The organism is Virgibacillus necropolis (genome assembly GCF_002224365.1).
Taxonomy (GTDB): Bacteria; Bacillota; Bacilli; order Bacillales; family Amphibacillaceae; genus Virgibacillus_F; species Virgibacillus_F necropolis.
Map to the genome: position 1 here is coordinate 2,690,347 of NZ_CP022437.1, position 22,735 is coordinate 2,713,081.

Consider the following 22,735-nt stretch of genomic DNA (forward strand, 5'->3'; position numbering starts at 1 on the left):
TTTATATCATATTAACAGAATAAAACGGCACTAAAGAATGCCGTTTAATTTTGTTACATGAATTATATCATACTACGTCTATATATATGTAGTAAATATCGCCTAGAAAAGCCGATTTTTTACGCATAATAGCAGTAAATTTTATCCATCTGGCTCAACTATTATTAAATTGTAGAAGATCTGCTAATATTTAATAGTATTCCAACAGCACAAAGTGTTAATGTTAGCGATGATCCACCATAGCTTAAAAATGGTAATGTAATACCTGTTACGGGAATTAAACCGATAACTACACTAATGTTTATCATTACCTGGATTGCTAGCATTGTCGTGATACCTAAAGCTAAATATCTACCAAATTCATCCTGTGTTGTAAGAGCGATTTTAATTCCTCGCCAAAAGAGTAATAAGAACAGAATTAGTACTACTGTTCCACCCATGAACCCCAATTCTTCAGCCAAAATAGCAAAGATAAAATCAGTTTGTGGCTCTGGTAGGTAAAAATACTTTTGGATACTGTTACCTAAACCAATACCCATTAATCCACCAGGTCCTACTGCGTATAACGATTGAATGATTTGAAATCCATCTCCAAGTGGGTCCTCCCAAGGATTTATAAACGCAGTTATCCGTTTTATTCGGTATGGTGCAGAAATAATAAGTAATAAAAAAGCAACTACGCCAAGACTTGCTAGTCCAAAAAAATGAGTCAGTTTAGCACCTGCAATAAAGATTAATACCATACATGTTAGAACTAAAACGACACCTGTACCTAAGTCAGGTTGCAGCATAATTAAACCAAACGCAGTAAATACAAGAATGATAGAGGGAAAGAAACCTTTTTTAAACGACGTGATATACTTTTGGTTATACGTTAAATATGTGGAAAGAAACATAATCAACCCCAGTTTCGTAAATTCAGAAGGCTGGATACTAAATGCCCCCACTCCAATCCAACTTTGTGCACCATTACGAACTAGTCCAACACCAGGAATTAACACGAGTCCTAGTAAGACAAAACAACCAAGCAAAATTAATTTTGAGTACTTTTTCCAAAACCCATATGGTGTCATCATAAAAAATACCATTGCTGCAATTCCTACTACAACAAATAACAATTGACGTTTAAGGTAAAAAAACTTGTCCCCAAAGTTATAATCTGCCATTACATAGGAGGAACTAAATACCATGATAACGCCTATTATTAGTAACGTTATTACCAAACCTAGCAATAGATAATCTGGTTTACTTTGGTTTTTAAACACTTTATACAACAAAAATACCCCATTTCCAAATACAAGAAATTAGGGCATTTTAATATGACTTTAGTTCGTGTTCAAAAAGTCGGCAAATTAGAAACAAGAAGTTCAAGGCGCGAAGATTTTGAGGACCGGACTTGTACAGGATGTACTGACTTCTATGTTGCCCACAGGACGTGGGCGGTCTTAGTAGAAGTTCCTTACCCCCTAATACGTGAGGACCGGAAGAACTGCGCAACGAAGAAATTCGCCGTTTATCATTTGGTGACTTTTTGAACTACCTCTTATAGTGAGAGTAATGACTGATTGTAAATGCCCTTACTCTAGTGTATGCACTGCTTTAATAAACATGTCCCCTCGTTCTTCAAAACTACGATATTGATCCCAACTAGCACACGCTGGTGATAGTAAGATAACATCATCAGGTCTTGATAACGAATAGGCTTTCTCAACAGCGGCTGTGACATCCTCAACAAGCTCAACAGTATTGATGCCCGCTTTATTTGCCAATGCTTTTAATTTCATTTTTGTTTGTCCGAATAATACCATCGACTTTACATTTTTTAAGGATGGCAGCAATTCATCAAAATCGTTCCCTCTATCTAAGCCACCAGCTAATAGAATAATAGGTTGTGAAAATGAATCTAATGCCTTTTGTGTAGCTAAAATATTTGTACCTTTTGAATCATTGTAAAATAAACGACCAGCAATTCTAGCTACAAATTGAAAGCGATGTTCAACACCGGAAAACGTTTTTAGGACTTTTTGTACCGCTTCATTGGTAGCACCACTTAATTTCGCTGCACAAATTGCTGCTAAAATATTTTCGATATTGTGATCCCCAACCAATACGATATCTTTTTTATCCATGATCTTTTCGTTCATAAAATAAATGCTAGTTGCGTCTGCCCATGCTCCATTCTCTTGCCTATTTGTAATCGAAAACGGTATTTTAATGGATTTGGCACCCTTCACTGCTTCTCTCAAGTTCAGATCATCATGATTATACACAACATAATCTTCATGCGTTTGATTAATAAAAATATTGTACTTTGCGTTTTTATAGTTCTCCACTGTTTTGTGATAATCCAGATGTGCTTCATAAATATTTAACAGGACTGCTATATTAGGTTTAAAATTCTTTATACCTAGCAATTGAAATGATGATAATTCTAATACCAACGTTTCGTTTTTGCTTAACGTTTGCGCAACCTCAGTCGCTACCTTACCAATATTGCCTGCTACTTTCACTGGTAATTTACTCTCAGCTATCATACTTGTTGCTAAGGTAGTTGTTGTAGTTTTTCCATTGGAGCCAGTTATGCCAATTATATTCCCTTCAACCAAGTCATTAACAAATTCTACCTCTGTCAAGATTGGAATATCTTGTTTTAATGCTTCGACAATGACAGGATTTTCATATGGAATACCTGGGTTTTTAATAACAACATCAACTGTTTCTAAAACGGACAGGGGATGGGAACCAACAATTATTTCAGCGCCCATCTCGTTTAACTCCATTACTAGGTCATCAGTTTCATTTGAAAGTTTATCATTTATTTTAACCTTAACCCCACTATTTAAAAGTAACCGCGCTGCAGCTGTACCACTTTTTGCTAATCCCAATACCAATGCATGAGAATAATTAAAATTAGTTAATTTTTTCATGTAAACCACACCTCTATATATACACCGAGTGCCGCAAATAGTAATCCGACTAACCAGAAAGTAGTAACCACTCGCCATTCTGACCATCCCATGAGTTCATAATGATGATGTAATGGGCTCATTTTAAATACTCGTTTTCCAGTTGTTTTAAATGATATGACCTGAATAATAACTGATAATGTTTCAATTACAAAAACACCACCGATAATAATAAGTATTATTTCTAGTTTTGTTAAAATAGCAATTGCTGCCAGTGAACCACCAAGTGCTAATGACCCTGTATCCCCCATGAAGACCTTCGCGGGATGCGCGTTAAAAATAAGAAAACCTAATAGTGCTCCAACTGTCGAAAGTGCAAAAATAGTTACTTCGTTCTGCGGGAAACCTGACCATGCCAGAATTCCAAATGCACCAAAGGCAATTGCTGCAGTTCCTGCTAAAAGTCCATCTAATCCGTCTGTTAAATTAACAGCGTTTGAAGTACCTACTAGCATGAAAATAATTAATAGTGCATAACCAAAGCCAAGATCCCACTGTATATCTGTACCTGGAACTTGAACATAGGTATCAAAGTTATTCATTCGTAAAATAACATAAAAGACAAGAGCAATTACTACTTGTCCAAGCATTTTCTGTTTGGAAGTTAATCCTAAATTTCGCTTAAGAGCAACTTTAATAAAATCATCTAAAAAGCCTAATAAACCATAACCTACTAATACAAATATTAAGAGCCATAGCTCATAGCTGATAGATTGTGAATATTTAGATGCCATAATAAGTGATGTAATAACAATACTGAATACGATCATTATTCCACCCATTGTAGGTGTTCCTGTTTTCTTTACATGTGATTTTGGTCCTTCTTCTCGTATACTTTGTCCAAATTTCAATCGTCTTAAAAAAGGAATAAATATCGGGGATAAAAGGACGGTGATTAAAAATGCTATTGCAATTGTTATTAAAAGTGCGTATAAATTCATTGGTTCTCCTCCTTATACCTACCGTCCATGCTTGTTTTTATTAGTTAATTTGTTCAATCATTTTTTCAAACTGCATACCTCGTGAAGCTTTAAATAATAGTAGTGTATCTTCTTTTAAGTAAAACGCCAAGTCATCAACAAGTTCTTCTTTTGTAGTAAAATGTTTAACTATCGTACCTTCTGTCTTGGAATTCACCTTTTCACTAATCATTTTTGCCTGATCTCCTAATGTAAACAACACAGAAATTGATCCATCTATTACTTCGCTTACCGATTCATGGAAGGTTTGCGAATGTTCCCCAAGCTCTAAGATGTCACCTAAGATTAAGATCTTGGTTGAAAAGCCCTCCATTTGTTTGACTACTTCGATTGCTGCTTTCATTGATGTTGGAGATGCATTGTACGCGTCATTTATAATCGACACACCATTTTTACCAGCTATCATTTCAAAGCGCATAGATGTTAATTGTAACGATGATAGTGCCTGTTGAATAGTGTGATCAGCAATTTTTAATTGTTTAGCAAGTGTAATGGCTAAGGTAGCATTTAAAGCATGATGTTTTCCTAATAATGGAATTGAAAAGGTGCTGTTATCTGCAAGGTTAAATTCGGTATGATTGTGTGAAATAATAGTATTTTTTATTTCTACATCGTTTCCTGCTTTAAATCCACAGGTTATAACATGATTCCTGTTATGAAGTTCCGATAATAGTGCTTCATCACCATCAATAAGTAGGTATCCTTTATCTGTCATCCCTTTTACTATTTCTGTTTTTGCCTTTGCTATACCTTTACGCGTGCCAAGATACTCAATATGTGATTCACCAATATTCGTTATTATTGCATAATCTGGCAAGGCAATTTTTGATAAACGTTCAATTTCCCCGAAATTACTCATACCCATTTCAAGTACTAACATTTCTGTTTCTCTTGGCATTGCCAAAATTGTAAGCGGGAGACCAATTTCATTATTAAAGTTTCCGTTTGTTGCGTGTGTTTTGTACGTCGTTTTCATCACAGAAGCTACAAGATCTTTCGTTGTTGTTTTACCATTGGATCCTGTGATTCCGATAACTACGGGATTTATTTCACTTCGATAAGCTGCAGCCAACTTTTGTAGTGCTTCTAGTGTATCCTCTACATAAAATAAGGGAAATTCGGTTGGAAGAAAAGATGGTACTTCCTTACTTTTATTCCAAAATGCGGCAATTGCTCCATTATTAAATGCTTCTTTTATATAGTCATGGCCATCAAAATTTTCACCCTGAATCGGAATAAAAAGTGATTTAGTTGAAGGCATCCTGCTGTCTGTAACAATTTCATTAATTTTTATTTCGTCAGTTGCTACACCTTTATAATTGTTAAAAAGAGTGGAAATCCAATTGGTTGTAAATAACATGTTTAATTCTCCTTAGCTAATATTGCTTCCTTTGCTATTTCTCTATCATCAAAATTAAATTTCGTATGACCAATTACCTGATATGTTTCATGCCCTTTTCCTGCGATTAAAACAACATCATGGTCACCAGCAAGGTTAATTGCATGATAAATAGCGCGTTTTCGATCTTCTATTATTTCATAATGATTTTCTTTTTGTCCATGAACCATATCCTCCAAAATTGCTTGTGGATCCTCGGTTCTTGGATTATCTGATGTAAATATAACTTTATCTGCATAGTTTAATGCAATGGCAGCCATTTGAGGACGCTTCGACTTATCACGATCACCACCACAGCCAACTACTACAATGATATTGTTTTTCGCGAAATCTTTAATAACTTGTAGTACATTTTCCAATGAATCAGGAGTATGTGCATAATCAACAATAGTTGTAAAGGAGTGATCACCTTCTATCGGCTCAAACCTTCCACTTATACCTGTGATCCTCTCTAGTGCAGCCTTTATTGTAATTAATGGAATATGTAAAGCTGTAGCTACCCCGACTGCTGCTAACATATTATATACATTAAACATTCCAATAAGTTTACTAGAAATCATAATCTCACCGACTGGCGTAACCAATCGAAAGCTAGTTTTATTGGCATCAAGTTGGATATTTTCAGCTGTTATTGCTGCATTGTTTTTACAGCTATATGTAATGATGTGTTGCGCCGTACTACGCCCAATAATGTCATGCCTTGAATCATCTACATTGATTACAGCAAACTTGCGATGTGTTTTCTTATACGTGTTACCTAATTGAGCGAACAATAAGCTTTTTGCACGCAAATAATCATCCATGTTCTTGTGATAATCAAGATGGTCTTGGGATAGATTGCTGAAAACAGCTATATCAAAGTCACATCCATAAACTCTTCCCATATCTAACGCATGTGATGATACTTCCATTATTGCAGTATCTACATTACATTCTACCATTTTATGAAAACTTTTTTGTAAAAACAATGAATCTGGAGTGGTATTTTGAACTGGAAACAAATGGTCACCTATCTTCATTTGGATCGTTCCAATAACCCCTGTCTTTCTGCCATATTCATTCAGCAAAGACTCGATTAAATATGTTATCGTTGTTTTGCCATTAGTTCCTGTTATACCAATTAGTGGAAATTTTGTAGTTGGGTAATTATAAAAGTGTGCTGCAATCATGGAAAGGGCTCTTTGAGAGTCTGGTACAATAATCGTTGAAACATTCGTATAAATTATATTTTCTGCTATAATGGCAACTGCTCCATTAGCAATTGCCTGATCTACATAATCGTGTCCATCAACAGTGTACCCGTTTATACAGATAAAAAGATCTCCCTGATTTACCTCACGTGAGTCCATTTTAATTTCATTGATAATTACATCATCGGCTAGATACATAGCTTTATAGAATGGCAAAATGGAGATGATTTCATTTAATTTCATCACATTCACCCTATTCATATGTATTCTATTTCTTTTCAATGTTTAAGAGGGTTGTTACACCCTCTTTTAGTTTTATCAAAATTATACCCAGTATATTATACCAGTTTTCTGCCTATAGCACGATCATTTATTATCCGATAAATAAATCCTAATATCGGAGCCTTGTTCTACCTTTGTTCCTGCAGCAGGTTCCTGGTCAATAATGTATTTGCCTGAACCGCTAGTTTGAATGGATAAGTTTGTTTGATATTCTGCTATTTCACCTTTGTTCAATCCAATTAATTCAGGAACAGTTATCTTTGGTTGCTCTGGCCATTGGGTTTCTTTTGCTAAACCATCTGTTCGCTTCTGAACACCCATTCCACTTAAACTATCTCCAATAATTGTTCCTACAATAGGAGCTGCAACAACTCCACCAAATTGAACCGTATTCTTTGGATTGTCAATGGCTAAATACACCACAATTTCTGGATCATCTGCAGGAGCAAAACCTATAAACGATAAAACATAATTATTTTGCATATATCTTCCATCAGGTCCGACTTTTTGAGCTGTACCTGTTTTACCTCCAACTCGGTAACCTTCTACAAAGGCAGGGCGACCGGTTCCCTTTGCAACTACACTTTCCAATGCATGTCGAATTTCTTCGGAGGTTGATTTGGAAATTACACTATCTACCAATTTAGGTTCTATTTTTTCAACTACCTCTTTCGTTACAGGGTCAATCCATTCTTTGGCAATATGTGGCTCCATTAAATTTCCGCCATTAACCGCAGCTGCAACAGCCATCACTTGTTGGATTGGTGTTACAGATACCCCTTGACCAAATGAGGTAGTTGCAAGTTCAACAGGGCCAACTTGCTCTGGTTTAAAAAGAATACCGCTACTTTCTCCTTGTAAATCAATTCCCGTTTCTTCTCCAAATCCGAAATCCCGAATATAGGAAAATAATTTTTCTTGTCCAAGCTTCATGCCGAGATTAACAAATCCAGGGTTACACGAATTTTGAACAACTTCTAAATAGGTTTGGTGCCCATGACCTCCAGATTTCCAGCAATGTAGTTCGGTACCACCAACTGAAATATCTCCATCATCATGAAATGTATCCTCATGTAGGTCAACAGCGTTTTCCTCTAATGCCGCTGCTAATGTGATGATTTTAAAAGTCGATCCAGGTTCATACGTACTCCAAATAGGCAAATTGCGGCTATAAATAGTCGGATCAAATTGCTTATATTTTCCTGGTTTGAAATTAGGGCGTGATGCCATTCCCAGTATACCTCCAGTTTTAGGATTAACCGCTATGGCAGAAGCACCATCTGGAGAGTATTTCGCTACAGCTAAATCTAGTTCTCGTTCTATAATTGTTTGTACCTTAGAATTAATGGTTGTTTTCAAAGTTAAACCATCTACAGGCGGTTTGTAAACGTCCGCTGGTTCATCCAGACGGGCACCTTTTCCAGTCGAATAGTAGGAAAGGCTTCCTGGTGTTCCACTAAGCTTATCATCGTAATAAAGCTCAAGGCCCATCAATCCTTGATTATCTATTCCAGTAAAACCTAACACATGTGACAAATAAGCACCGTGTGGATAATAACGTTTCGAATCCTTTGCAAGATATACCCCATCTAAATTTAATGTTTGCAATGCCTTCTCTTGTTTTTCAGATATCTTTATACCTTCTGGACGAATACTTACTGAGCTGCTTTTTTCTGTCACTTTTTGATATGCTTCTTCAGTAGTTATGCCTAACACTTTTGCCAATTTTTCTGCTGTATCCTTCGGATTTACTATCTGACTTGGGGCAAGAATAACAGTAGGTGCAGATACATTTTTGGTAAGAACCTCACCATTTACATCTAATATCTTCCCTCGTTCCGCCTCAAATGTAACATCTCTACTCCATAAGTCATTTGCCTTATCTATCAGTTCATCGGCAAGAAAAAATTGCACATACCCTAATCGAATGTTAATCGCTACAAATACTAATAAGCCAATTAAAAAGACAGCGACTATTCGTTTTCTCACTGTTACAGTAGATACCCGTTTCATACTCCATCCCCTTTTCGTAGGTAGGCTTGTATCCACTATATGATTTGAAATAACGAAATAGAACACTGTCTGTCCTAATAGAATAGAAAAGCGGAGGCGACTGGTTAGAAGCGGACGCATAAGCAAAGAACCGTAGAATGCACGGGTTTAGCATTCGGAGTGTTCATTGCTTATGACGGCAGCTTCTAGGAGCCGTAGCTGGATCAAGAAAAGCGGAGCGGGCTTGCTCAGCGGCGAAATGCGTAAGCAAGAGACCGTAGAGCATATGGGCTTTGTGCTCGGAGTGTCAATTGCTTACGTCACGAGCCGCTAGCCCGCGTAGCTGGATCATAAAAGCGGAGGCGACTGGTTAGCGACGTACAAATAGATAGGACTGTGAAAGTACGGTGAACTTTCCGTACATTCATCAGGACTATCTATTTACCAGTCTAGGAGCCGCAGCTAGATCAAGAAAAGCGAAGGCGATCTCTTTCGCTATTCTTCAGTAGATTCGTTTAGTGCATCTTCTTCTTTTTGTTCTTCACGTATACTTTCTTTTTCTGCTTCATCTTTTTTCTTCATCTCAGGCAATTTAAATTCTACACCTAAATAATCATTCTCTTTTATGCTTTCACCTTTTTTAATGCTTTGCTTCACCACATAGCCATTGCCCATCGCTTCCACCTTCAGGCCTATCAAATCAGCGAATTTATATACCTCACGCATTGACCAGCCCGTCATATCAGGCATAGTTGGTTTGTCTGTGATTAACAAAATTCGATTGTTTGCTATCATTTCTTCCCCTTTTTGGGCACTAGCATTTACAATCTCATTCCCGTTACCAATAACCATTATATGCTCGAATCCTAACTTAGATAACTGATCTTTTGCATCTTTTGTGTTTAGCCCATTTAATTCAGGAACTTTAACAAGCGATGCTTTTTCTGTTGCTTCTTTATCTGGATCAATGTTTAAGTAATGTAAGCCATTTTTCATTACATTTTTAAAAATAAATGATACAGGTACTGAACCAGCTTCATTTTCCAATTCAGGTTGTTTGACAGAAACATACATCATCAATTCAGGGTCATTTTTAGGTGCCATGCCCAAAAATGAGAAGACGTAGTTGCCATTGTTAGCCAAATATCCCCCTCCTTCAGGGTTTGGAATCTGAGCTGTCCCTGTTTTACCTGCAACAGAATAATCATCTAGCTTATAATTCTTACCAGTTCCACCTTCACCAGTTACAACAGTTCCAAGTAATTCTTTTACACGATTAGCTGTTTCCTTTGAGATTGGTTGTCCTACCACTTCTGGAGATTTTTCTTTTATCGTTTTACCAGTACTAGAGTCAACAACTTTCTTAATAACAAATGGCTTCAGCATTTTTCCATCATTTGCAATTGCTGTTGCAGCCTTCATTTGTTGAATTGGCGTAACAGTTGTACCTTGTCCAAAAGAGGTTGTAATTTTTTCGATTGGATAGTCATATACTAACTTCCCAGTAACTTCCCCGGGAAGATCAATTCCTGTTTTTTGATCAAATTCAAATGCTTTGTAGTAATTCAGATATGTTTCTGGACCCATTTCTTCCCAAAGCAATTTTGCTGCTGCAACGTTTGAGGAACGTCTGAATCCTTCATCAAACGAAATTTTACCCCATCCATCTGTGTTGTGGTCTTCAATTGTTTTAATGTTAGGAAGAGCTCGGTAACTTCCTGATAAATACGAAGCATCACCATTATAATTACCAGAATCAATTGCCGCTGCCCATGTGAACATCTTCATTGTAGATCCAGGTTCAAAAGGTGTCGAAATCGCATCATTATACCAGTTTTCAACATCGGAAGGATTATTGGGATTGTAGCTTGGCCGATTACTCATTGCTACAATTTCACCCGTTTTCGGATCCATTACTATTGCTGTAATACGTTCTGGGTTATATTCCTCGTTTACTTGTGTAAGTGTATCCTCTAATAACGTTTGAATCTTTTGATTAATCGTTAAGTATACATTATCACCGTCTTCGGGTTTTTCAATTACCTCATTTGGATCCAACAATTTTGTACCAAATTTATCGCGTTGATAAGAAATGTGACCATCATCACCACTTAAAATGTCATTCATTTGTCTTTCCATACCAGTAACTCCAGTAATTTTCCCCTTCTCTTTTTGAGCAAAACCAATTATATGCGACGCAAACATTCCATTAGGATAATACCGAATAGATTGTTTATCAAACTGAATCCCAGGCAGGTCAAGATCCTCAATTTTATCCTTCAATTCTTGCGAGAGTTGTTTACCATTTGAACCAAATTCAACCTGAAACTTATCATTTTCAATTCCGTAATTAATCCGATCAAGAATTTCACTTTGCTTCATATCTAATAAAGGAGCTAGCATCTCCGCGGTTTTTTCGGGATTTTTAACATGCTGTGGCTCCTCTAAATCTTCTGAGTGAGATTCATCTACTATTGCTTTTATTTTAAATGTAGGTCGATCATATGCAAGTGTCATGCCGTTACTATCAAGAATTTTACCCCGCTCCGAATCGAGGCCATAGGACGCTGTGCGTTTCTTATCAGCCCATTCCTCTAACGAAACATTATTAATTTCTCCAGTAGCCTGTATGTACATAAACCTTCCAGTCAAAATTAAAAAAACCGAGACAAATAAAAGAATTAATATTCCAGCCATAAAATGTGTTGTTTTATTTTTTTTCATAGAAATCCACCTTGCTTATTTCTTTATAACACTAACTTGCTTAATTTCCGCATCTTGAATTTGCAAGCCATTTTCTTTAGCAATTTTAACAATTCTCTCTGGTCTACTCAACTCTTTTTTTTCAAATAATAATCCTTCATTTTGTACTTGTTGTGTTTGAACCTTATTTTCTAGTGCTTGTAATTCTCTATTGACCGTGTCTGTGGAAGAAGCGAAAGATACCATATACATAGATGCAGTAATCAAACATGTACCTACTATTGAATATAGAACTTTTTCACCCTTTGTAATCCAGCTTTGTTTTCTTACCTTTACTACAACCTGTTTGTCCTTTTTCGGTGATGCAGTAGTTTGTGTTTGTTCCCAATTGCGGGCTTGACTTGCACTCATTATTTTTTCCACCCTTCCATATAAGTAAATTCTGCGTCCCATGGTTTTACTTTTTCAACAATTCTTAATTTAGCTGATCTTGACCTTCGATTTTCTTCAAGCTCATTTTCGTCTGCAATGATTGGTTTACGCGTAATAATTTTAAATGGTGCTTCATGTGATTCAGGTATGATTGGTAAGTTTTTTGGTACAGGTTTAGTTGTGCTCCATTTTTTAAATGCCTGTTTACAAATTCTATCTTCTAGCGACTGGAATGTAATAACAACAATTCGACCACCTACACTAACCATTCGAGCAGCTTGATGTAATGCATCATTGAAGACTACTAATTCATCATTAACTGCAATCCGTAACGCCTGAAAAATTCGTTTCGCTGGATGTCCACCTGTTCTTCTCGCAGCTGCTGGTATCGCATCCTTTATGATCTCAACTAACTGATGTGTTGTATTAATTGTTTCCTTTTCACGATATGCTTCTATCTTTCGTGCGATTTGTTTGGAGAATTTCTCTTCCCCATATGCAAAAAATATCTTTATTAGCTTTTGGTATGGCCACGAATTTACGATCTCATGGGCATTTAAGCTTTGATCTTGGTTCATTCTCATATCAAGGTATGCATCATGCTGATAACTAAATCCTCTTTCTCCTCGGTCGAGTTGAGGAGATGATACACCTAAATCAAACAGTATTCCATCGATGTTTGAAATATCATTTTTTATTAGTTCCTCTTCTAAATTGCGAAAGTTTGTGTGTATAAATTGCATCTTTTCATGAAATTCTTTCAGTTTTTCTTTTGCAGCTTCTAATGCATCCATATCCTGATCAAAAGCAACTAATAATCCATTATTATGTAGTCTACTTGCAATCTGTTCAGAATGGCCTCCACCACCAACCGTACAATCTACATATGTACCGCTTGGGGATATATTTAACCCATTTATTGTTTCTTCTTTTAATACACTGTAATGATTGAACATGGATACACCCGCTTTTTTCTTCTAGTCCAGCTCCAGCCCCCATTGGCTAGTGCCCTTCAGACTCTTCCTTGCGATAACTCAACATCGGATCGCTACACTCTCCGTGTTTCCTTTATCTCATTCAGAGCCTTCCAGGTCATACGCCAATAAACGGGGGCTTCCGCTTTTGTCTTAAATATCAAAATCCATGAGGTTCTCGGCTATCTCAGCAAATGATTCCTCGGAATCATTAAAGTATTCTTCCCAATTTTCGTTAGCCCAAAATTCAATTCGGTTAGATACGCCAATTACAACACATTCCTTACTCAACACTGCGTAATTCCGAAGTGGTTGAGGGATATTTATTCTACCCTGATTGTCCACTTCACACTCAATTGCTCCAGAAAAGAAAAAACGAGTGAACGCTCTAGCATCTTTCTTTGTAAGTGGGAGTTTCTTTAGTTTTTCCTCGAGAACCTTCCATTCATCCATAGGGTACGCAAATAAACATTTGTCTAAACCGCGTGTCACAACAAAACGATCCCCAAGACCTTCACGGAACTTGGCAGGCACAATTATTCTTCCTTTTGTGTCAATGTTATGTTGAAATTCTCCCATGAACATATGGTTTTCCCCACTTTCATATAAACATGTTACCACATTCCCCCACTATTCACCACCTTATTTTTCAAAACTTTTTTAGTGAATTCAAAAATGAGTAAGAAGTCCTTTTTCAGTAAGGAAAAGCTATAATTCCACACAAAAAAATATCCCTATAGTTTCTTGATCATTGTTTACAGATCAACGAAATATAGGAATATTTAATGTGTTTTGGCGCTATTTTATAAATTCGTGGTGGAAAGTGGTACCCTTTTAGAACGGCCTCTTTATTACACTTTTACAAGTAAATGAGGAAATGCTCCTTATCATAAGAACAAGATTCATTAGATAACTGCTTAATGAAGTCAATTCCATATCTATTCATCCAAGGTAATGGATTCCAAACTCTTTCCTGTAAACCATTATTTGGATGCAATGCCAATTGCAGGAGATTGAACTCATGTAGCTCCTTAGCATATTTCTTCTCAAGGGTTTTTGTAATTCTTTTTTCTAGAAACTCAACATCTTTATACAAGTACTTAAGATTTGTATTCGCTAAATCAGCGAGATCAGATTGGATGGACTCTGCTAAATCACGTAATGGCTCGTGCGCACCGTCAATTGTTTGTTTGAGCTGTTTTGCTAGTTGCTTAACCGGAGGATCATACTTCTCTTCTAACCATCTATCTTTTCTATCTATTACACCATTATTTACTGCATGCTCTGCGTCAATATGATAAGTAGTTAACAACTTTTCAATATGCGGCTCCATTAATGTGAAGGAAAGTCTTGGAACTATTGGTGGCATCTTCATGTTATTCGCATGGAAAGCTTTCTTTAAAATCGACCAGTAACTAATTTCACCTGGACCACCGATAAATGCTAGGGATGGAAAAAGCATTTCCTGCATCAGTGGCCTTGTCATTACATTATTGCTAAGTAATTTCGGTTTATTTCTTGCAATGTCTAATAATTCTTCCGTGGTAAACTTAACTTCTTTATTTTTGCCAATCCAATCATCATTGTCATCACGAACTAATAACACACGTTCCATTCCGTTCTGATAAAATAAATTCGCATCATTATCATCAACATCGACAGATAAAGCATAACCTTGCTTTGCAACTTCCTCAAAAGAGCGGTTTATTGCGTGTGTTGTTTTTGATTGATTGTCTATCAGATCTACAAAGTAGTTACTTTCAAGGTTTCGAACCTGACGATGATTGGAGTCCACTAATACAAGCCCCTCTTCATTAAATAACCAATAAATCATCCTTGCGAAAAAATCAACATATGTATCTGATTCATTCAAGAAATTCCTTATTGTGTTATATAATTCTTTGGTATGTAAGGTTTCGTTTAACTCTACGAATAATCTTTTTAACCAATCATTTGCCTGTTCGTCATCTATAGCTATATTTGAAACAGCTTTCTTTTCAATCTCCCGCTGCAATAACGTATATTTTTTCATCTGGGATGTGTCACTCAAAAAAATATGATTAATTTCATCAAAGTCATGGTCTTCTCCAGCTATCCAAAAAACAGGTATTACTGGAACCTGAAGTTGCTCTTCTTGTTGCTTCGCTAAATGAATAATGGAAATTATTTTATTGATGGTATACATTGGTCCTGTTAACAAACCTGCCTGTTGCCCACCAATTACGACTAAACTATCTGCATCTCTTAAACGCCCAATGTTTTCTATTGTGCTTGTGGGAGCATTCCATTTTGTATTGATTGTATGTAAAACATCACTTAACTGCTTTCGATTAACATTTTTATTTTTTAAATCCTTTTTACGTTTTTGAAAAACATTGGATTCAAAAGGATTATAATCAAAATGCTGCATAATAGTTGATTTCTTATTTCTATAGTCCTGGATTAGTTTATTTTGTGTTTGTAAATGAATAGATTGAATGCGCATAAATTACATGCTCCTTTAATGTTAATCATATTGTTGCTCATTGTATTCTACATAATTTTCAAGGATATTTCATCCATTCTGTTTACCAATTCATTTAGAGGGTAAAGAAACGCTGGATAATACCGAATAAAATCAGCAGTATATATAGGAATGAAAATAGTAAAAAACTGACACGCCATACAATCTTACATGCTTTTTTTAAAACAACCTCTGTATAATTTACACGTTGATAGATAATAATGATTGCCAAAAACAGAAGATGGAAAACGGAAATATATCCAATAAAAAAATGGTCAAAAAGAATCTTACACATCGTCATAACGGATAGGATATATAGAATTGTAGTCCATGTAATTGCCTTATGAAATGCATAAACCCTAGTTTTCTTGAAGATACGATTACACTTGTATACGAGCCATGTCATGACAAATGGAATTGTAATAGCAATGGCAATACTATAGGTAATAATGCTCCACATTTTTATTCATTTATCCCCTTTTTCACCTCTAATGCCTTCATGCTGTTATAAACAAATGTTGTATATGGTATGGCGGAATTTGTCTTTTTCACTAGATAGCCTGAAATTGCTTCATTCTCTGTCTTTTTACGTTCCTTTAAATCCTTCCACATTGAACTCACATTTTCTTTTGTATTAGTGACAACAGTTTGCACATGGTTCCATTGATCCATAAAGTCAAGTTGTAAAATGGAACAGGATTCACGACATAGTTCCTTTGCTAACACCATCAAATGTGTATTACGTAGTATTTCACCATTTGGAACTTCAAAAATAGCAGTAAGCGGGTTAATAACTGCATTAATTACCAACTTCTCCGCTAATACTTTCTCCCAGTTTGTTTCTATTTGGAAAGGAAATTGCTTACTATTGAGTTGCTGTACGATGGTAGATAAATTTTCTCCACCGCCACTAAAGTTTGCTACCTTTATTAATCCTTTTCCTGAATGGGTAACAATATGATCACTTTTACGCAACGCACCATGTGTTACAATTCCAAGATAGACTGGTTGTTTACTATCATGAATAAGTTCGATATGACCCATTCCATTTTGCAAGAAAATTAGTGGGGTTTTTTCATTGAGATTTAGATTCGATAATAATGCAAGAACAGGTCCTACCTCTGGTTGTTTTACACAGACAATGACACATTCCTCTTCATTTAGCTCATTTGTCAATAATGCCTTTACCCTACAGGGAGTTAGGAGACTTGATAAAAATAACCCATGATCATTTAGTTTTTGTTTTTGTTGATTTCTTCTTACATAAACTGTTACATCGTGATTTTCGCATAAATATCTAGCCACTAAAAGGCCGATTGATCCTCCACCTATAACACCAATTTTCATTGTCTCTACCTCCGTCCAATGCCTCTCTTTGCTAATTGTAGCAAACAAACGCTTTCTTGTAACGAAAATAAACTAGCTATCCTAATTAAATTATGTGTAGTTCGTTTCATTCTTAATTCGTTTATATTATAATTAGAGTATATAGGAAATATAGATATAACAGAGGGGGCAGATTTATGGAACGTATTAAAGTTGAAAAGCTATTAATTAATTATAAAACACTTGAAAAATTTAAACACTTCAAGTCTTATGGAAATCAAGAACTTTCTATGCTAGAGGACTTAGAAAGCAATATTGTAGAAAATGATAGTGAATCACCATTCTATGGTATTTATTTTGGAAACAATCTTGTAGCAAGGATGAGCTTATATAAGGTGAAGGCTAAGTATGATGCATATTTTGAACCATCTCAGGATTACCTGGTGCTATGGAAATTAGAGGTTTTGCCTGACTACCGTGGAAAAGGTTACGGAAAAGCATTAGTGGACTTTGCAAAAATAGATAACTTACCAATCAAGACGAATCCTAGAATAAATTCACAGGGATTTTGGGAAGAAATGGGCTTTCAAAAAGCAAATTATGAAATGGAACGCGATTTAGGTGAAAATCCATTTATTTGGATGCCAACTGGAGTGCAAGAAAAACTAAAAGATTAGATCAAAAAAAGGCATGATTGATGAAATTGCATCAGTCATGCCTTTTTTTACTTTAAGTACATATAAAGATTCCAGATTTAAAGTATAAGAAACAAGAAGGCTTTCGTCATTAGAACCTCGCGGTAAACAGCTTTTTTCTATTGAGGACCCTATAGGCAAGAGTACACATGCCACCCATCCACCGATTAATTCTTTACAGAAGATTTTACCCAGCTCCAAAGATTACCCATTTCCTTCCAGGCTTCATCATAACGAAGCAAAACTGTCTTAAGATGAATATTTTCTTCTTCCAATTTCTTAACAGCATTCTCGTGTTCCTGCTTATGAACACTGTTTTCCGTTGTATAAGAACTTTTCATATTTTCCAATAATAGGATTGCCGTTTCTATTGTATCTTGATTACTTTCTACTGTATTTTCTTTCAAGCCCCTTGCATTACTATGTGTTCTGTTCTTTCGCTCTTCTTTTGCAACGTTCACTATGTCTTGGTAGTTTCTCCGTATGGTTGCATTCCAGCGAAATCCGCAGGCAGCTGACGTGCGGGATAGTTGATTCGCTACATCCTTAAAGGCCTCTAGTTGCGTTTTTCCTTCTCGTATATACCTTAGTACCGTATCAGCTAATATTACATCTTCATCACTTGACCAAGCATCTTGGCGCGTACGATTCATACCATCACTCCTTAACTATTTGCTATAAATGTATGCGAAAGGTAGCGATGATAGACTAATCGTTTACTATTTCGATAAGAATCTTTTTTACTATTAGTGCGTGTTCAAAACCCCCATGTCCTATAGGACATGGGGGTTTTGAACATCCTCTATTACCCTTTTTCGGCTAAGAATTTATTTACTGCATCCACATGTTCTTCTGAATCCCATAATTTCGCGCAGTTTCGAACCTCCTCATCCATTAGAGCAGATAATCCTAGCACCCCAACCTTTTGCTTATATTGTTTGTCTAATATTTCCATTTGAGCCACCGACTTTGAAATATAAACGGCCAATATTTCAGTCCGATCATGCCACTTTTCAGTAGGGACAATTCGATGCACCCATCCCTTATCCTTTAAAAATAAGGCGTCGTATACCTCGGCATCTATTAGCCATGAATAAGCAAAGCTTGAATGAACCTTTTCATATAAAAGCGCACCACCACCCCAACCAGGAGTAATTCCAAGTTTTGTTTGGACAAAGCCAAATTCGGTGGATTCTCTAGCTATTCGAAAATCGCATGCTGTGGCAATTTCGCAACCCCCACCTACTGCATCACCATTTAGTAAACAAATAGTCGGTACCGGAAAAGATACAATATCAAAAAGAACCTCTTTCATGGCGTATAATTGATGAAAAGCATCCGCCGGTGTTAAGTCTCCATGTAAATCTTTTAAATCCCCTCCAGCACAAAACGCATTATCTCCAGAACCTGTAATTACTAAAAATTTAATAGTCTCTTCTCTTGCTAGTTTTATCGCTTCCCTTAATTCCCGAGCCATTTCAGTCGAGATAGCATTCCTTTTTTCTGGTCTATTTAATGTAATCATGCTATATCCTTCTGAAAACGTTTCATATTGTATTGTTTTGAACATCATTATCCCAACCTCATCATTTTATGTAATATAGAAAAGCGAAGGCGACTGTTCAGAAGCGGACGTATAAGCAAGGAACCGTAGAATGCACGGGCTTAGCATTCGGAGTGTTCATTGCTTATGACGGCAGCTTCTAGAAGCCGCAGCTAGACCAAGAAAAGCGGAGGCGACTGCTAAGCGACGTACAAATAGATAGACAGGTGAAAAGTACGGTGCTTTTTCCGTACGTTCATCCTGACTAACTATTTGCTAGTCGCTAGGAGCCGCAGCTAGACAAAGAAAAGCGAAGGCGACTGTTCAGAAGCAGACGCTTACGATAAAAAAACAGACTACATAATGTGCAGTCTGTTTGATCAATTATGCTTCTTTAATTTCTTTTCCACCGTAATGTCCACAAGACTTACATACGTGGTGAGGTTTAGTTAATTCACCACAATTTGAACATTCTACCATGCCAGGTACGTGTAGCTTTTTATGAGTACGACGTTGGTTTTTAACTTTTTTAGACGTTCTTCTTTTTGGTACTGCCATGACTTACACCTCCTTCAAATGACGAAAGGAAAATTTGAAATAATTCTATTCTTATTTTTCTTTGTCGTTAAATAAGTTCTCCAATTTTTTAAACCGGGGATCTACAGTTTGTTTTTTTTCTTCTTCTTGCGATATAAACTCCCAACCATTACCTTTAAAAGTAGCATTTTCTTTTGCATCTTTATCGTCAGAAAATACTCGAAAAGGAACCTCTAGTAAGATATTTTCCTTTATATATGGCGTTAAGTCAAGTGTTTCTCCATTAATTGGATGAATTTCATTTTCCAATTCCGCATCCCCGTGATATGCGGATAATGTAAAAACTTCCTCTGCTTTAATATCAAAAGGAAATGGGACATCCACAAGCGTTCTTGCACATGGTAAAATCATTTCACCCTTAACCGTAAAAGAAGAAATAATAGTATCTCCCTGAATATAACAAGTACCTTTCACATGTACAGGTTCAATTTTACGTATATCATTATTTAATGTTTCTAGTTCCGAAACATTAACATTTCCCTCGAAATGAAAGGGTTCATTATACGAACTTTTTTTTATTTTTCCAATAGCAATTTGCATGATTATCACCTCTAGGCAACAAGAGTAATTTTAAAGAGAAAATAGACTTTTGTCAACATATTTTCTTTACAGTTTAATAATTCATTTCTATTTATGGTTCCCACTCTACTAGCTTACTACTCAAATTAGCATAAATTAGTGCGTTACTTCCCTTTATTTGATACAATAAGATCACTTTAAACTAGGAGAGATTTAAATGGATGCATGTGGTTTGATAGTCGAATACAACCCATTCCATAATGGTCACCTTCACCATCTATTAGAAGCGAAAAGGGAGTCAAACGCCTCTTGTATGATAGCTGTAATGAGCGGAAACTTTTTGCAGCGCGGGGAACCAGCGATTATAGATAAATTCCATCGAACAAGAGCGGCGCTTGCTAGCGGTATAGATATAGTAGTTGAACTACCATTTGTATATGCTGTTCAATCTAGTGACTTATTTGCAAAAGGTTCTGTTCAAACATTGAATGAAATTGGTGTTTCTTCTATTTGTTTTGGAAGCGAATCTGGCACTACTTCCAATTTTATAACAAGTTATGAAATCTTTAAAGAAAAAGAATCTATTTTCCAGGAAGAATTACGTAAAAATCTACACAAAGGATTATCATTTCCAGACGCAAGTAAATTCGCGTATGAACAGATAGGGTTAGCAACAGAAGAAATGGATCTATCTCAACCTAATAATATTCTTGGATTTAGTTATATAAGGGAAATCCTGGATCATCAATTAGCAATTAATGCCTTCACTGTAAAACGAACAAAAAGTGGGTATCATGATCAAACGATTTCAAGTAGCATTGCTAGTGCTACTAGTATTCGGAAACAGCTTTTTCATGAAGGAAATGTCACAGAACAAATTGCATCCACCCTTCCAGCTAACACCGAACAACAACTTAATGAATATTATCATAAAACTTCAGTTTGGCACAACTGGGAACAATATTTCCCCCTACTACATTATCGTGTAATGACAATGGATCATAGCGAGCTTGCTGGGATACATGGAGTAGATGAAGGGCTTGAATATCGAATTAAAAAAACAGCAAAACATACCCAATCAATTTATGAATGGATAGATGCAATTAAGACAAAGCGCTACACTTGGACAAGAATCCAGCGCATATTTGTTCATCTATTAACAAACACAAAAAAAGAGCATATTCAGCCTCTAAAAACAAGTGAATCTGTACCTTATGTCCGTTTATTAGGAATGACAAAACAAGGTCAAGCCTATCTAAATCAACAGAAGAAAGTCATGAATGTGCCACTTGTTACACGATTGCCTCAACATAGTAGTTTTTTATTGGAGTGTGAGGAAAAAGCAAGCAATGCCTATTACAGCATCCTGAAACCTTCAATAAAAAGACAGTTTAGTAAACAGGAAATTGGACCACCAATAATAATAGGATAAAAAAACTAGTTGGCTTCTTTCCGCCAACTAGTTTTTTGTTCTTTTATTTTTCCAACTCTTGCAAATAAGTTACCGCATCCTTAAATGTGTCCACTGGAACAATTTTCATATCAGTTCCAATTTCTTCGGCAGTCTTTTTTGCTACCTCATAATTAGAACCTTCAGCGCCATTTTCATTCGGTGCAAAGAAGATTTTACATCCTTCATCATCGGCAGCGATTACTTTTTTATCTATTCCGCCAATACGTTGAACATTTCCTTCATAATCAATTTCACCGGTTCCTGCAATATGGTAGCCACTCGTTAAATCATCTTTGGTCAATTGATCATATATTTCAAGTGAAAACATCATTCCTGCACTTGGACCACCTATATTACCACTGGAAAATGTAACATCAGGGTCAACTTCTACACTACGATCGGTAACCAATTGAATTCCAATCCCTACTTTATTATCTAATTGTTCAAATGCTTCCAGCTCAATTTCTTTGGTAACATGTTTATCACTGCGAACAATTTCGAGTTTGATGGTTTCTCCAGCTTGTTTATCCTCAACATATTTAATAAGGTCTTCAGATTTGTTAACTTCATTACCATCAATACCTACAATTCTATCTCCCATTTTCAAAATTCCATCGGCTGGCATTCCTTCAATAATAGTAACAACATAAACACCGTTATATTGAATGTCAATTCCTTCTTCAGCTGCTTGATATGCTACAACTATAGCAGCCTCTTGAGAGCTTTCCATCATTTGTAATTGCACATGGAAATACTCCTCTTCTGACACACCCTCTGGCCTTATCTCTTCAATAGGATGAAGTTCATGGTGTGGCATAATTTTCGCCATAACGTATTGAATCGGCGTCGCTTGCCCACCGCGGACAGTCACAAGGTGCATGTCCCCCTCGCTTTCATACCCTCCCTCAACCTCTACAATTGGATTTAAAGCCCCTGCATCACCAGGTTTATAAATATAATATGGTAGTTTATATGTCGAGAGTAAGAATGCTATTACCATTACAATAAGTAAATATACCAAGTGACGTTTCGTAAATTTCATCAAAAAACTCCTTTTAGTGCGTCCTCTTTTGACCTATCGGTATCACTATTTCTATTTTAAAAGATTGGAATAAATGTATGTACCAAAAGCGTATAGTGATAATAGCTTGTATTCTTTTTTTATGCTAGCACATAACAAA

The 22,735-nt window shown here is 36.1% G+C and carries 20 protein-coding genes; 2 read left to right on the forward strand and 18 right to left on the reverse strand.

The features are described from left to right. Positions 1 to 164: 164 nt before the first annotated feature. From spoVE to CFK40_RS12985, 13 genes are all read right to left on the reverse strand, one after another. Entirely contained in the window at positions 165 to 1,265 is a 1,101-nt protein-coding gene (spoVE, locus tag CFK40_RS12925; RefSeq protein ID WP_089534387.1) for a stage V sporulation protein E, read from the reverse strand. A 312-nt stretch (positions 1,266 to 1,577) separates the two neighbouring features. After that, a complete protein-coding gene (gene murD / locus CFK40_RS12930; protein WP_089532698.1) occupies positions 1,578 to 2,927 on the reverse strand; it encodes a UDP-N-acetylmuramoyl-L-alanine--D-glutamate ligase in 1,350 nt (449 codons plus the stop codon). Further along, positions 2,924 to 3,907, reverse strand: coding sequence for a phospho-N-acetylmuramoyl-pentapeptide-transferase (mraY, locus tag CFK40_RS12935; protein ID WP_089532699.1), 984 nt, complete (start codon positions 3,905 to 3,907; stop codon positions 2,924 to 2,926). The genes murD and mraY overlap by 4 nt, the downstream gene beginning before the upstream one ends. A gap of 40 nt (positions 3,908 to 3,947) precedes the next feature. Then, positions 3,948 to 5,306 (reverse strand): UDP-N-acetylmuramoyl-tripeptide--D-alanyl-D-alanine ligase, encoded by a 1,359-nt coding sequence (locus tag CFK40_RS12940; protein WP_089532700.1) that lies wholly within the window; start codon positions 5,304 to 5,306, stop codon positions 3,948 to 3,950. A 2-nt stretch (positions 5,307 to 5,308) separates the two neighbouring features. Beyond that, complete coding sequence (locus tag CFK40_RS12945) at positions 5,309 to 6,778, reverse strand: UDP-N-acetylmuramoyl-L-alanyl-D-glutamate--2,6-diaminopimelate ligase (protein ID WP_089532701.1); 1,470 nt, start codon at positions 6,776 to 6,778, stop codon at positions 5,309 to 5,311. Between the two features lie 123 nt (positions 6,779 to 6,901). Then, on the reverse strand, positions 6,902 to 8,830 hold the full coding sequence (locus CFK40_RS12950; protein WP_089532702.1) for a stage V sporulation protein D: 1,929 nt from the start codon (positions 8,828 to 8,830) through the stop codon (positions 6,902 to 6,904). 474 nt (positions 8,831 to 9,304) lie between these two features. Beyond that, entirely contained in the window at positions 9,305 to 11,533 is a 2,229-nt protein-coding gene (locus tag CFK40_RS12955; protein WP_089532703.1) for a penicillin-binding transpeptidase domain-containing protein, read from the reverse strand. Positions 11,534 to 11,548: 15 nt separating this feature from the next. Then, positions 11,549 to 11,923 carry a cell division protein FtsL gene (gene ftsL / locus CFK40_RS12960; protein ID WP_089532704.1) on the reverse strand — a complete coding sequence of 125 codons (375 nt, stop codon included), beginning with the start codon at positions 11,921 to 11,923 and terminating at the stop codon, positions 11,549 to 11,551. Continuing rightward, complete coding sequence (rsmH, locus tag CFK40_RS12965) at positions 11,923 to 12,900, reverse strand: 16S rRNA (cytosine(1402)-N(4))-methyltransferase RsmH (RefSeq protein WP_089532705.1); 978 nt, start codon at positions 12,898 to 12,900, stop codon at positions 11,923 to 11,925. Before rsmH ends, ftsL begins: the two co-directional genes overlap by 1 nt. Before the next feature lie 171 nt (positions 12,901 to 13,071). Continuing rightward, positions 13,072 to 13,503, reverse strand: coding sequence for a division/cell wall cluster transcriptional repressor MraZ (gene mraZ / locus CFK40_RS12970; protein WP_089532706.1), 432 nt, complete (start codon positions 13,501 to 13,503; stop codon positions 13,072 to 13,074). Positions 13,504 to 13,777: 274 nt separating this feature from the next. Next, a complete protein-coding gene (bshC, locus tag CFK40_RS12975) occupies positions 13,778 to 15,403 on the reverse strand; it encodes a bacillithiol biosynthesis cysteine-adding enzyme BshC (RefSeq protein ID WP_089532707.1) in 1,626 nt (541 codons plus the stop codon). A gap of 94 nt (positions 15,404 to 15,497) precedes the next feature. Beyond that, on the reverse strand, positions 15,498 to 15,881 hold the full coding sequence (locus tag CFK40_RS12980) for a DUF3397 domain-containing protein (RefSeq protein ID WP_089532708.1): 384 nt from the start codon (positions 15,879 to 15,881) through the stop codon (positions 15,498 to 15,500). A gap of 2 nt (positions 15,882 to 15,883) precedes the next feature. Beyond that, complete coding sequence (locus tag CFK40_RS12985) at positions 15,884 to 16,768, reverse strand: 2-dehydropantoate 2-reductase (RefSeq protein ID WP_089532709.1); 885 nt, start codon at positions 16,766 to 16,768, stop codon at positions 15,884 to 15,886. Positions 16,769 to 16,944: 176 nt separating this feature from the next. Here CFK40_RS12985 and CFK40_RS12990 point away from each other — a divergent pair, with 176 nt between their 5' ends. Beyond that, complete coding sequence (locus CFK40_RS12990) at positions 16,945 to 17,424, forward strand: N-acetyltransferase (protein WP_089532710.1); 480 nt, start codon at positions 16,945 to 16,947, stop codon at positions 17,422 to 17,424. A 185-nt stretch (positions 17,425 to 17,609) separates the two neighbouring features. Here CFK40_RS12990 and CFK40_RS12995 read toward each other — a convergent pair whose 3' ends face one another. The 4 genes from CFK40_RS12995 to CFK40_RS13010 all read right to left on the reverse strand — a co-directional run bounded on the left by CFK40_RS12995 (position 17,610) and on the right by CFK40_RS13010 (position 20,122). Continuing rightward, complete coding sequence (locus tag CFK40_RS12995; protein ID WP_089532711.1) at positions 17,610 to 18,095, reverse strand: RsfA family transcriptional regulator; 486 nt, start codon at positions 18,093 to 18,095, stop codon at positions 17,610 to 17,612. A gap of 152 nt (positions 18,096 to 18,247) precedes the next feature. Continuing rightward, complete coding sequence (locus CFK40_RS13000) at positions 18,248 to 19,015, reverse strand: enoyl-CoA hydratase/isomerase family protein (protein ID WP_227001771.1); 768 nt, start codon at positions 19,013 to 19,015, stop codon at positions 18,248 to 18,250. Positions 19,016 to 19,369: 354 nt separating this feature from the next. Then, on the reverse strand, positions 19,370 to 19,543 hold the full coding sequence (rpmF, locus tag CFK40_RS13005) for a 50S ribosomal protein L32 (RefSeq protein ID WP_089062856.1): 174 nt from the start codon (positions 19,541 to 19,543) through the stop codon (positions 19,370 to 19,372). A gap of 51 nt (positions 19,544 to 19,594) precedes the next feature. Next, positions 19,595 to 20,122 (reverse strand): YceD family protein, encoded by a 528-nt coding sequence (locus CFK40_RS13010; RefSeq protein ID WP_089532712.1) that lies wholly within the window; start codon positions 20,120 to 20,122, stop codon positions 19,595 to 19,597. Between the two features lie 196 nt (positions 20,123 to 20,318). On the opposite strand from CFK40_RS13010, the gene CFK40_RS13015 reads away from it, so the two are divergent. Then, positions 20,319 to 21,533: a nucleotidyltransferase gene (locus CFK40_RS13015; protein WP_089532713.1), complete on the forward strand. Its 1,215-nt coding sequence runs from the start codon at positions 20,319 to 20,321 to the stop codon at positions 21,531 to 21,533. Between the two features lie 43 nt (positions 21,534 to 21,576). Here CFK40_RS13015 and CFK40_RS13020 read toward each other — a convergent pair whose 3' ends face one another. Beyond that, positions 21,577 to 22,596, reverse strand: coding sequence for a SepM family pheromone-processing serine protease (locus CFK40_RS13020; RefSeq protein ID WP_089532714.1), 1,020 nt, complete (start codon positions 22,594 to 22,596; stop codon positions 21,577 to 21,579). Positions 22,597 to 22,735 lie beyond the last annotated feature (139 nt).